The organism is Metabacillus sp. YM-086 (assembly GCF_048059995.1).
GTDB lineage: Bacteria > Bacillota > Bacilli > Bacillales > Bacillaceae > Metabacillus > Metabacillus litoralis_B.
The window spans coordinates 1-12,910 of sequence record NZ_JBLUOI010000052.1; the positions used below are offsets into that span (position 1 = coordinate 1).

Genomic DNA, 12,910 nt, shown 5'->3' on the forward strand with positions numbered 1-12,910 from the left:
CTAAGTTTAAGATTATAACATAGGGTAAAGTTAATCTTGATAAAACTAATAAAAAACCTTTGCGAGTAGAAATTGACGGGGCCAGTGCAACCATGTTTGAACTCTTTTCGTATGTAATATCTACATTTGCTTTTAATATTACAAATACAAAGTTGCATTATCACCATTATATTAGCTTGCCTGAGGCATGAGACCTGTCAGGCGCTTCATCATGCTGTAGGCGGTCTTCCATCCACATTGGTTTCATTTTAAAAATTAACAGTGTTTCGTATATTAACTATTCCCAGATAAATAGTTATGTCTACTTAGGAGTAATTCATAAAAATAATCAAATGCTTGATTCTCGTGTAAAAACTCTTTAATTACATAATGTCCTCCTCTCTCCTTTGTTTTATAAATTTTCCAAACACCATTGTCAAATGCACACCCCATAACAAGTGGTTCATCCGTAATATTATCAATCACTACTATATACTCACCTAAATTAAATTTTCTCGATTCATATATCGTTAGGAACTCTTGCTTTGTCACATTACAGCCTCCTTAGTATTTGGTTATTATTCCAATCTTCTCTAACATTTCCGCGTTGAGTGGAGTTACAATTTGCTCTGCTCCACCATTCATAAGAAGCTCACCAGTAGAACTGTTATACCATGGTGCCGCCGTTCCCTTTAAACCGTAAGTAGCATCAACATTTCCAACTATATTTTTTGCATTGTTTTGAAAGTCTTTGTAGTGTGCCATAAAGTCATCAAAATCAACTGATGAAATAGGATTCTTTCCATTAGCAGCTACTATTTTATTCAACACGTCAAGATTTTCGTCCTTAATGGCGTCAATAGCATCAAAGTACGAATCATTATCAAAGGTTCCCACATGTCTAGCAGATGGGTTCTCTAAATAAGGAATTGCTCGTTGATCATAAGTATAGGGAACACCATTTTCAGGTAAGGTGGTGAAATTTTCACCAGTCTTGCCTCCAATCCTATCCCATTTTATCGGTAAAGGGTTATTATTGCTTATGGATTGAATGAAATCCTTATTAAATCCCATATCTTTAGGCCAGTCTACAATCATCCTGCCATTTGCTCCAAAACCTTCGGGCTTTAAAAACTTGGCATCCGAGATAACCGTAACATCACCCTTTACTTCTAAAGCATTGTAGCCAGCTAGTATCTTGGAAAGCTTCTGTTCAATTGATAAATCTGAACGCTTACCAATTTGGTTTATGTAATCAAAATATTCTCCTGCATTTTTAAATTTAAGATTATCCGCACCCTCTACACCATCTTCATTCCCCTTTCGCTTCCCTTCAATAGAACCATTAATATTCGGTCTATTTCTAAGCAAAATTGAAGATGCTCCTCCGACACCTAATGTTATCACGCTTAAACTATTCAACCAGTGCTCCTTTGAAAGGAGATCCTCAGGATTGAATGTACCATTGATTATATCTGCAGAACCAAAAGTTAAATAGTTTAAAAAGTCATAGAAAGAGTCTGTAGAGTTATTGTAACGAAGTTTTGCCCCTTCCCAAGTGACTTTCACTCCATCTAGACCACCCAGTGTAAGATAATTAGCAAAGTCATATGGAGAATCAAACATTTTATCGGCTCTAGTTTCGAGACCGTACCAGACATCTTGACCTATCTCTTTAAAACTATTCAAAGATTTATCAAAAAAATTTAATTCTTCATTTTCCTTTTTTTCTACTTTCTCGGGCGAAACTTTTAATAAACCATACCTCATATATAGTAGCATTGTGTAATTCAATCGTTCATTTTTGCTCAGCTGTGATCCCGTTACAGGATCAAACCCATATATTGCACGAAGTAAATCATTATAACCAGAGAATTCAGCCACATTAAACTCAGCATTTTTCAAATTTCCTGCAAACAATGTATTGGTTTGAATTCCCTGTTCCTCAAGCTCTTTATTTTTCAGTCGTAAGTAGTTATCCGTATGAAACTTCGCTCCTGCTTGAAGCTGATAGATTTCACTAGTACGAAAAGCTTCTGCATCAAAGGAAATAGGTTGAATTTTCACTCCTGTTGATGTGGCATCTTTCAATGCCTGATACAATGATTGTGCATTGTCCTGTTCATACATGGAATACATATACTCATTGAGTAATTCTTGATCGACTCTCTCAACAGCTTCTATCGTTTTTTGCCTTTTCACTCGTGAATCGTCCATGTATGCTTGAAAGTCTGAGGTGGAAAATACTTGTAAGGAAAGTATATCATTTATTTTTTGGAAAATGCTATTTAACTCACTTCGATGTTGATCGACCATATCTTCCGCATGTCTTTCACTTTTACTTACATCATCTTCTAAAAAGCTGTTATGTACAACTGTTTCTGCACCTAGCTTATCACTGATTAATTTATAGTTAACTCCATTAAAAAACGCAATCTGACAATCTATTAATTGAAACCAGGCATCTATGACCTCAGTGTGCGCTTTATAAAACCCTTTAATCGCTTCAGCACCTTTACCGGTAAATGAATCTAGTTCGACAAGTGCTTGAAACGTTTTCTGTAAGGATTCTAGCTGTGATCGTAGTTTTTCGTAATCATTCGATCTCTTTTCCATCGCATCGACCAAAGATTGTGAATCAAGTACCCTCAATTCGTCCACCTCATCTCTCTAAACTCTTTTCATCTTGATATGGCTTCGTCCTGATTTTTCATGGCCGTTACGTTAATTTTAGTATCTGCTACATTTTTTTCTAATTCCTTCATATAATCATCTATTAACCTAATAATATTTTGTTCTCTTTCCTTCCATTCTATTGTATAAGTAAGATAGTTTTCGCCTAGCAGAGAGACAGGTACATCCTCAAGCTTTACATTTTCGATTGCTTTTTGAACCTCGTCTAACTTATCCATTACATCTGAATGAATTAGTTGAATTTCCATAAAAAGTCACCCTAACTATCTATAATTTATTCTTCATCATTTTCTAGTGACCACAATAAGGCGTATAAACTTGCTATTTCAGCCTTTAAGGAAGAAATTTTTTCACTTATTGAGCTTTGATAGGTGTCATATTGGGCGTTCCCAATCCATTGCATATTGTTATAGGCAAGTTCTCGTTTATCATCATATTCATCTGATCGTACACCTTTCCAACTAGGTGCTAACTCAGGCTCCTTGATCATTTTGATTTCTTGTAATAAAGATTGCTGTTCCCCTCCAATTTCAGCATTGGCTGTTTGGAGTCTAGAAATTTGTTCTTGTAATTCTTGAATTCTGGCACGTATTGCTCCTGCGTATAGCCCCATCCTATCGCTCCTCTCCATTCAAAAGTTATGAGTTTTCTATCCTATTATTTGCTTTACCATATGTAACAAACACAATTGTAAGCATGATTAGGCAAAGGATAATGAAACCAAGAATTAACAGAGATAAGGATAAAGAGGATTTAGAATCCTCTTCTGTTTTCACTACCTTTATTGACTGTGGTCCAGAGAATAGCTTTAGCTGCTTTGCTTGGTGAATAATTGTATTTGTGTTTTGATTTTCTTTCTTAAATAACTCTGAATTTATTTCATCAACGTTAAAGATCTTTTTTCGTTCAAACGTTAATACCTTTTGTTCTTCAGGTATTTGATGCTTTTCTTTCGTTAAAACATCTCCCTCGATAAGGTCTGTGTCTTTATTATCCGTTTCTCGTTCGTATTCATTCGGACTTAATTCCTCTATGCTTTCAATATTAGTACTCCCATTAACAGGAGAAGCAAGGGCTAACGAGAGGAAAATAATTAGCATAAAGGCTATCACCTTACATCGCTTCATTATAATCATCTGTTTCCGTTTGGATTGCCTTCAAGCTGCGACGTTCCAATAGAATTTGGACTGCTAGAAGGATTAGGAACATAACCGCTAATATACTTATTCCTGGTAAAAACAAGGAATCGCGACCATACTGGATAGATGTATATACTTTTGATATTGGGTCATTAAAAGTAAAGTTTGGCGTAGTTAGAGCCAGTAATGGAACAACATAGAATACAATCATTCCCATTACAGCTATCGCTCCAACTAAACGTTGAATTGTAAAGGACACCAAAATAATTCCCGAGCTAACGAGCATTAACATAACGGTAAAGATTGTCCATTCCATTCCTTTTGTCTCATCTAACCCATATATATTCATTCCATACAAACTAATCACAAAACCGACCGTTAAGTTTAATAATAAGAACAGTACAGCTTTTAACCAGTGCGGTAAAGAGTGAAAGAAATGAATCAAAAAGCCAATCATTAAACTTGCTAATAAAACGATAAACATCACAACTACAGGTGGAACGATTTTTTCTTGCTTTTCCACTGTCTCACCTGCTGTTAACTGAAGAGGACTTGCTAAAAATTCATACACATGGCCATTCTTTTGTCCATCCACAAAAGCATTCCCTAAGACGCTAAACACATCATCTCGGATAAGCTCAGTTGAAACGACATTTGCATTCCATTTATCATTTAAAAGATCTGCATTTGCTTGCACTTTATTGACTTGTTGTTGCAGATCATTTGTATAGTCAACGATAATATCCTGACTATTTTTAGCAGAGTTTATCCATTGATAAATAGATTGCATTTTCCCAGCCATTTGCACCTGATTGGAGACAAGATCACTACTAGTTTTACTAGTAGCTAATATAGGTGCTTCGGAGATACTTCCCTGTTCTGCTCGCTTTATTTGCTCCAAAATTGCTTCTGCTTCATCACCGATAGAGCTTAAATCGTTCATTAAATCTTCGTGATTTTCTTGAATCGCTCCATGATATTGAGCAGCAAAGACTGTGAATGCATCCTCTAAAGCTACTAACCCATCCTTTGTAGTAGGTAAATGATGCTCCATCTTTTCCCAGATATCAGTATTTGAGTCTGGTACCTTAAGAATCTCTTCAAGCTCACTTACTAATTCTTCATTCTCAAGAACTTCCTTTTTAATATCTTTATCCAGAGTATTACCAGTCAAGGTCGTCTCATATTGAGATAAGTATGCATAATAATGTAGTAAGTCAATAATATCTCCAGAAACAATTTCATTAGAGAACATTTCTGTCAATACTTCTTTTCTACGATCTGAAAGTAAAGATGAGCTCAAAATTTCTTGTTCTTTTTTATTAATTTCATCAATTATGATCAAAATATCATCCGTCACCTGAGCAATTTGAATTCTTAGCTGTTTATTTATCTCTAATAAATCGTCTTTATAGCGAGATAATTCGTTATATTTATCCGTCATTAACTGAAAGCGACTCAATAACTTATCGTTTGCCGCAGCCAAACTTTTTACCTCTTTTTTCAAAGCATCAGTTTCGGGTTTTTCGGCAATCTTTTTATTAAGGTTGTTAATTTGACTACTTAAATCATCCATTTCTGTTAATAGTTGATCCTGATCTTCATTTTCCACCATTTTAATGGATTTTTTCACTTCATCTATTCGACTAGAGACATTTGCTAATGATTTCTGACTTACAAGAATTTCATTTTGGTTTGTAGCATCATCGCCTGCTGTTGGAGATTGTGACTCAACATTTTCATTATCCATTCCTGTATCTGGTGAAGCTTCATTACCTACCTCATTTTCAGAATCAAGTGAACCTACAGTCCCTCCTTCATTTTCGGTCTCAGACTGATTTCCTGTCCCAGCATTGTCTTCGGACTCAGGCAAGTCTTTTTCTGCATCTTCATTATCTCCTGACTCCGGCGTACCTTCTGCCGCAACATTGCCTTCGGGACCTTTCGAATCTACTGCCCCATCATTGACTTCTGGATTCTCCGATTCTTCTTCCCCACCAATTTCTCCAGGATTCTCCGGTTCTTCATCATTTCCGCCTCCTCCCCCATAAGTAGGAGGTGGTGGAGTGTCTGGAATATCTGGAATGATTGGATCTCCTTCTAATCCCGCTAATTTCCATTTCAATTCAATTATTTTCGTTTGAAAATGATTTAAGGAAACAGTATTAATCAATTGCTTTTGATAGTGATCTAGAAGACTTGAGTGATAGTTTAGTAGTGATTGCTTTTGGTTATTGGTAAAGCTATTTTGTTGCTCCTGCATGGTTTGGAACAGCTGTTGTCCCTTTTCCATTTCTTGCTCTACTTCAGTCATTTGCCTTAAAAGTTGCAGCTGATTTTTGTTAAATAGTTGTTCTGTTTTTTGTAGGCGTGGTTGCTGCATTTGTGTTATCTTATTAATTTTCATCTTTGATTCTGTCTGTATTTGTGCTAATAGCTGCTGTTGTCCCTCTTGGTAGGCTTTATACTTCTCCACACCCTGAATAAAGTTAGATAAATTCTGCGTGAATCCATTTAGAATATCTTCTTGACCATCTGACTCTTGGTTTACCTCTTTAATCGAGCTTTGTAATCCAACAAGAAGAGATTGTTGACCATCTAGTTGCTCCGCCAAACTCTTAGAGCTTGGCTTGTAAAAAGCGTGCATCGTTTCTTGGAAATCTCGTTCTTTTTGTAAAATTTGGTCAAACTCCTTACGAACAGAATTTAGGTCGGTCGCGATAAAGTTCCAATAGAGCGAAGACAAATTTTTATTCACTCGTTTACTTGCTTGTTCAATCTCTAATAACGCTTTTTCCTGATTCACTGCATTCAATTGTGTTTGTAATTTATAATCAAAGTTTACCTTGCTTGGATTGTTCTCATCATAAGTCATGGCAGTTTGTGAAAAATCCGATGGAATGTAAACCACGGCATCATACTTTAAATTGCGTAGGCCATTTTCAGCCGAGCTCCGACTTACCACATTCCACTTATAATTAGAATCATTTTCAAGAATATTTGTAATCTTACTGCCTAACTCCAATTTCTCGCCATCTTCTTCCATTCCAATGTCCTCGTTGACGATAGCGATAACCTGCGTGGCATTTTCTTTGATCTTAAAAGGTTCTTTCCCAATTGCCTGAAAAAAGACAAATGGAGACACAATAATGAAAATCGTTATAATAATTAGCTTCCATAAGCCACTCTTCATTACGTATGCACCTTCCTTTCAGTTAACATAAGAGGAATTTGAATCTTCGTATCCTTTCCATTTGAAACATAATACCCAAAGCCTGGTTGAATTTCTGTTTCCTTTCGTACATAAGGGAGGTTAAATAAGGTTTGGTCTGTTTTTTTCATTAAAACAATACCTTGTTGGATCTGCTTCACTTCAGCTGTTAATGGTTCAAATCCTCGAGATAAATCGTTATTAGAACCAGCAACAACAATATGGAAGCCTAAGTGTCCAAAGCTTGTCATATACCGAACGAGTTGATCCTGTGTCTTTTTATCAATGGTTTGTAAAAATCTTGCATAACCATCAATAAACAGATAAATTGACTCATACTGAACAGTGTTAATACCTTGCTCCAGCATAAGCTGTTGCTCTCTGGCTCTTTTATGTAAGATATCATCGAGCGAATCTAACCAGACTTTAATAGAATCATTAGTAGTTAGATAGACAACTTGCTCCTTATCTCTGTAATCAATTAAACCTTGGTCAATTGAATCAAATATAGCTAATTGTTGGACACCTTGATCTATAGTGTTATGGAGCAGTACCTTTATTATATTTGTTTTTCCTTTTTGAGATTGCCCAACAATAACACAATGCTTATGCTGCTTAAAATCAACACATACAGGTTGAACAGTCTCTTCGTTTAAGCCGATTGGAGTCACACCTGTTTGTGATTTTTTCAAATAAGTTACAAACTGTTTGTAATTTAATTCTGTTGGTAGCATTGGAATTCCAACAGGTTCATCCAAGTCACTGTATTTGTCTTGTAAATGCTGTACCTCTTCTTTCAATAGTCGCAATTGCTCATAATCATCCTTTCCTTCATTGGACAAATAAACTTGTGAAAGATAAGTTTCATCCTTTTTAATAAGGACCCGTCCAGGGATTGGTTCAGGAATGAACGGTACCCGCCCAACTATCGAAAATGCTTCGTTATGATCAATTAAATAGTGAACAATTTTCGTTCTTAATGTATTTAATAATGATTGTCTAATTGAATTTAGTCTTGTTGCAGATAAAATGATATAAATTCCTAACGATTGTCCGTCTCTAGCAATCTGTTGCACCGTTGTTTCAAAATCAAGCATTTCTTCTTTTACAACATCAAAATTATCAATTGTGATAAATAATAGTGGAAGCTTGTTTTCCGACAAATGGTTGTACATTTTTATCGAGCTGACCTCTAATTCCTGAAACAGCACCTTTCGATTAGCCATTTCCTCGCGTAATCTACCAACCAATTTTTCTAATTTTCGATCTTCATCCATGATGAAATATTCTGCTGTATGCGGTAATTGTTTTAACGGCAGCAAGCCTCCATTTCCAAAATCTAAAAGGAAATAGTGTATTTCCTCTGGAGAGTATTCGTGAGCCATTCCCATTAAAAGTGTTATTAGTGTTTGCGTTTTTCCATAACCGGAAGAACCAATTAATCCGATGTTTCCATCCTCAATTAATTCATAATAATAAGGTGATTGAATTTGCTTATCTGGTTCATCCGTCATAGCCACTAATACACGTGGTGATTTTTCCTTAGCATGATGATTTGAATACTTATATAAACGATTTGCTAAAGGCTCTAACCATGGACTTCTTAGCTTCTTAATTCCAAGCTTCTTTTGCGTGCTCTCGATTTTATCCACAATTAGTTCAATTTCTGTCTTCACTGTATTTATTACATTCTGTTCAGTTGCAAGATCAGATAATGGGATAAGTCCAAGGTCAGTTACTATCGCCACCTCGTCCTCACTTATCGTTGTATCTTCTTGATAAGGTGCTCCACTCCATGCTGATTGAAAAAGTTCATATACCTCGTTGTTCCCAACCTGCAAGTACCCTCTACCAGTTATGGTTATACCAGCTGCATCTCCATTTTTCAGAATCTCTCGACTGTCCTCAACATTTTGAACTTTTAGCGCTACTCTAAATCTAGCATTACTTAAAATCTGATCATTGATCACCCCACCTGGTTTTTGCGTTGCTAAGATAAGGTGAACACCGAGACTTCTTCCAATACGAGCTGCACTGACTAGCTCCTGGATAAACTCAGGTTCCTCACTTTTCAATTCAGCAAACTCATCTGAAATGATAAATAGATGGGGAAGCGGATCAGTTGTCTTCCCTTCTTTGTACATTCGTGTGTATTGATTTATATGTGTAACCTGATATTCATCAAATAAACGCTGTCTGCGTTTTAATTCACTTTTTATCGAGGCAAGTGCGCGCATGCTAAAGTTTTTACTTCCCTCGATATTCGTAATTGTCCCTAACAAATGAGGAATCCCTTTAAATGGTTGAGCCATTCCTCCTCCTTTATAGTCAATTAACAGAAATGACACCTCATGCGGATGAAAATGTACGGCTAGTGATAATATGTAGGTTTGCAAAAATTCACTTTTCCCTGATCCAGTTGTTCCTGCAAGCAAACCATGAGGACCGTGAGCCTTTTCGTGCAAGTTTAAATCAACAAGGTCATTTTTCCCTTTTAAACCAACGGGAACAGCCAATGATTTTGCAGACTCCATCGTCAACCAGTTTTGTGAGATTGGAAGATCCTCTATATCCTTCACCTGAAGCATTTCCAAAAATGACACAGAATCAGGTATTGAGTTAGTCATCCCAACCTGGTGATCGAGAGTTCGTAGCATTCTTGCAAAAGCTTCATTATTTTTTTGTGTATGTTCATCTAAGCGAAAACTAATCTGCACTGCTTTTTTCTGCTGAATTAATATATCGCCTTCTTCGTCATTGATATAACGGACAAGTGTATGAATATTGTCCGAGAAGCTTTCCTTTACCTCGGCAACGAATACTACTGAAATTCCTAAGTGACTATACTCTCCCTCTAAATATTGCATAATCACATGCTCAGAAATTAATTGCTGGTCTGTAATAAAAAAGATTAAATGAGGCAAAAATTTCAACTTTTCCTTATCTTCTGCAAGGTCACGTTCTCTAATCATTTCGTAAATAAAGGTGAGTAGTTGATCCCTAGTTCTTTCGTTATAAATAAACCCTTTTGCAAATGATTGCGGAAATTGAAAGTGTGGAAGCCATTTCATCCATTCCCATTCACCATACTCATCTTCATTAAAGATGAAAATAAAACGAACATCATGGTAGCTATGCTGAAAAGCCAATTGTCCAATTAGTTGATGTAGCTCTTTTTTGAGTACAGACCTTTTACCAATTAACCCGATTGCTCCTTCTGAAAGATTGACTGTAATCGGAAGATTCTTTAAGGAACGATAGGTACTCTCTAACTTTTGTGACTCTTCTAATAAATCATCCATTTCACGCTTTGACATATCTGTATTATTATTAGTCATGCTAAAACTCGCAGGAACTGTCCCTCTACCAAGTCGAAATTGTAAAAAATCATCACTCTCAATTGTTCTCTCCCAAATTCGGTCAGAAATATGAGAAGTAAGATATTTCATTCGTTCAAAGCTGGGAAAGTGAAATTCTAAAACCTTCTGCTGCTTTAGGGCTAATTGCTCTAACTCTTCCCGCTTTGTTACAAGGTATTGCTTGTAAATTCTTCTACGACGCTGTTCATTTTGTTTATGGCGTTTTCTATCTTTAATATATTGTGCGGTTGACGTTAGTAAAGTTGTTAGGAACATGACAATCGAAACAACGATAAAAATTCCTCTTGGAACAAAAATTGTTATGAATGTCATCGCAATGAGCATTGTTAACGGAGGAAGGATAATAAGCCACAAGCCACGACGGCTGTCTTCTACTTCCTGTGAGGGGAAAGCCAACTGCACTTTATCAACAGGAAGATCATAAATCATTCGAGGTGTCCGTCGATAAATAGGATAACGCTTTTGCATTTCTGATTGAGGCATTTCTATGATAGGCAAGCTACACTCGAATTTCTCAAGGTACTTTACCTGTATCGTATCCTCAGCGATTAAAGTAATTTGCATGAAATCCCAAAGAATAGTATCTCCCTTTTTAATAACAGAGCGTTCCTTTTGCTGATGACCATTCACATATAATCTAGTTTTCAATCCTTTTATCTTCCACTCAGTATGTTGTTTATATAGGGTAAATTCTTCATTATCAGAAAGGGAATTTATCCCCTTCACTAAATCACCAGTTTGTGGAGCAATCGTAAACAGACACTCATCTTTATGACCAATATAAAATGTTCTCTCAAAAGCAAATTCCTTCGTTATCATCATTTTTAATGAATGGTCCCCTAGGGAAACCTGTTGTTCTTGATTAAGATTAATATTAATCTCTAATTCATTATCTATCTTTATACGAGCAGCATTTTCCTCTACCAATACTAAAATAGTGTCCTCTACCTCTTTTACACTAGATATTGTCAGCGTATCAGTAAGACTAGTACCAATCGTAATCGGTTCTTTTCTTCCTTGCTCTACTAAAATAGATTGATAGGTGTTCTGATAAAATATCCAAAGTCGAATCAAGCTATTCACCTCTATTGCTTCGTTGTTGGTTGAGCCTGTTTAGTTGGACTCGGGTGTCTTCTTCTCTGTTTTTTCCTCTTGCCCTGTTACCTCGTTTTGGACATTGCTCTGTTCTGTTTGCGATTCCTCCGTCTTTTCTTGAGCTGTATCCGTTTGTACATTATTTTGAGTCGATGTTTCAGCATTTTGTTCAGTCTCTGCATTAGACTGCACGTCTGCTTCGTCTTGTTGATTGTTCTCTTCTTCAATCTCTTTCATAAAAGCATCCAATTCTTGTTCTATTTCTGAGATTTTCTGTTGTCGTTCTTCATTTTCTATTTCTTCATCTGCCTTTATTTGTTCTCGATATTTTATTAAACCGTAAATGATAATATCGCGATCTTCTAGAAATCTAGCAGCATCTAACGCCTTGTCAGCCTCTCCTCTGCCTATATGAATCCAATACTTGTAATAAAGTGGATCCGATTGCAGTGTTACGGTATTTTCTACGTAATCTTTTTGTTCTTCCGTTAATGACTCATTCACAATGTATGATATCGCTAGTTCAAACTGTGCAACATTAGGTAATTGGTCAATTTCATAAGATTCTAATGTGGTCACGACTTGACTATAACGTTTATTTAAATAATGCTCCTGTGCTTCAATTACATTGGACTGTCTAGGATGCAGAAAAAATAAAGAATAAATCAAATAAATAAGAACTGGAACAAAACAAACACAAACAGTCCAAAATACAGATCGACTCCACTTCCATTTCCTTTTACTGATACGGATCAGTGTAGATTCTTTTTCTTTTAACTTCTTCCTATGGGATTGAATGACTTTTAGTAAATGATCATAATCAGTTGCTTGAAGAATCAATTGCGCAAGTTTAGACAAATTTAATGTCTTATAATAGTGAAAGTATTCCTCAAAGGAATAGTCGTTATCGAGTAAAGCAGCTACAGTTGCCTTAGTTTCTAACAATTGGACCTCTTCATTTTTTTCATAAGGTGGGATACTTTCCATAACTCCATAGTGTAGAAAATACGGTGTTAAACCTTGGTCAAACACTAAATTATCAGGACAAACAACTAAATGTGTTCGAAGCAAATCATGTTCCTTCACTTTACCTACTAACTGATAGGCAGTTACCGTTCGATCTCTCTCTTCTAGCTTAAGGAAAGAGCTTATACTTAAATAAGAATCGGGCAAACGATAATCAATTACTACTTGATCATCCGTCATGGTTACTTTCTTGTTAAACTGCTTTTCTATCTGTTCAAGGAAGGATATCTCCTCTAGCGAATCTAGTTTTACTTTTTCTTTCTGAAAAGAAAAGGTAACGATATTTTTTTCTTTCTTTATCGTTGCTTCTAGTTTTTCTTCAATGTAAGAAAGCTCATTTTCAGCCATGACTTCAAAATCTCCTTTACCACGCTTGGTTCATTTGC

At 36.0% G+C, this 12,910-nt stretch carries 8 protein-coding genes; all 8 read right to left on the reverse strand.

What is annotated here, in order from left to right:
- Positions 1–273: 273 nt before the first annotated feature.
- Genes ACEWK1_RS19135 through essB form a run of 8 tightly spaced genes read right to left on the reverse strand, consistent with a single transcriptional unit; the run spans position 274 to position 12,872 of the window.
- A complete protein-coding gene (locus ACEWK1_RS19135; RefSeq protein ID WP_121662326.1) occupies positions 274–531 on the reverse strand; it encodes a hypothetical protein in 258 nt (85 codons plus the stop codon).
- A gap of 12 nt (positions 532–543) precedes the next feature.
- Entirely contained in the window at positions 544–2,631 is a 2,088-nt protein-coding gene (locus ACEWK1_RS19140) for a T7SS effector LXG polymorphic toxin (protein WP_212134064.1), read from the reverse strand.
- Positions 2,632–2,660: 29 nt separating this feature from the next.
- On the reverse strand, positions 2,661–2,921 hold the full coding sequence (locus ACEWK1_RS19145) for a DUF5344 family protein (RefSeq protein ID WP_212134065.1): 261 nt from the start codon (positions 2,919–2,921) through the stop codon (positions 2,661–2,663).
- A 26-nt stretch (positions 2,922–2,947) separates the two neighbouring features.
- Positions 2,948–3,286, reverse strand: coding sequence for a YwqH-like family protein (locus ACEWK1_RS19150; RefSeq protein ID WP_212134067.1), 339 nt, complete (start codon positions 3,284–3,286; stop codon positions 2,948–2,950).
- A 25-nt stretch (positions 3,287–3,311) separates the two neighbouring features.
- Positions 3,312–3,773 carry a type VII secretion protein EssA gene (essA, locus tag ACEWK1_RS19155; RefSeq protein ID WP_212134069.1) on the reverse strand — a complete coding sequence of 154 codons (462 nt, stop codon included), beginning with the start codon at positions 3,771–3,773 and terminating at the stop codon, positions 3,312–3,314.
- Between the two features lie 13 nt (positions 3,774–3,786).
- Positions 3,787–7,005 (reverse strand): type VII secretion protein EsaA, encoded by a 3,219-nt coding sequence (esaA, locus tag ACEWK1_RS19160; RefSeq protein WP_121662331.1) that lies wholly within the window; start codon positions 7,003–7,005, stop codon positions 3,787–3,789.
- Positions 7,005–11,477, reverse strand: coding sequence for a type VII secretion protein EssC (gene essC / locus ACEWK1_RS19165; protein WP_212134071.1), 4,473 nt, complete (start codon positions 11,475–11,477; stop codon positions 7,005–7,007). The genes esaA and essC overlap by 1 nt, the downstream gene beginning before the upstream one ends.
- A 39-nt stretch (positions 11,478–11,516) precedes the next feature.
- On the reverse strand, positions 11,517–12,872 hold the full coding sequence (gene essB / locus ACEWK1_RS19170) for a type VII secretion protein EssB (RefSeq protein ID WP_212134073.1): 1,356 nt from the start codon (positions 12,870–12,872) through the stop codon (positions 11,517–11,519).
- Positions 12,873–12,910 lie beyond the last annotated feature (38 nt).

Bases quoted from the DNA above. Each gene is read 5' to 3' on its own strand.
- ACEWK1_RS19145 (WP_212134065.1), bottom strand. From the start codon at position 2,921: ATGGAAATTCAACTAATTCATTCAGATGTAATGGATAAGTTAGACGAG.
- ACEWK1_RS19150 (WP_212134067.1), bottom strand. From the start codon at position 3,286: ATGGGGCTATACGCAGGAGCAATACGTGCCAGAATTCAAGAATTACAA.
- essA (WP_212134069.1), bottom strand. From the start codon at position 3,773: ATGCTAATTATTTTCCTCTCGTTAGCCCTTGCTTCTCCTGTTAATGGG.
- esaA (WP_121662331.1), bottom strand. From the start codon at position 7,005: ATGAAGAGTGGCTTATGGAAGCTAATTATTATAACGATTTTCATTATT.
- essB (WP_212134073.1), bottom strand. From the start codon at position 12,872: ATGGCTGAAAATGAGCTTTCTTACATTGAAGAAAAACTAGAAGCAACG.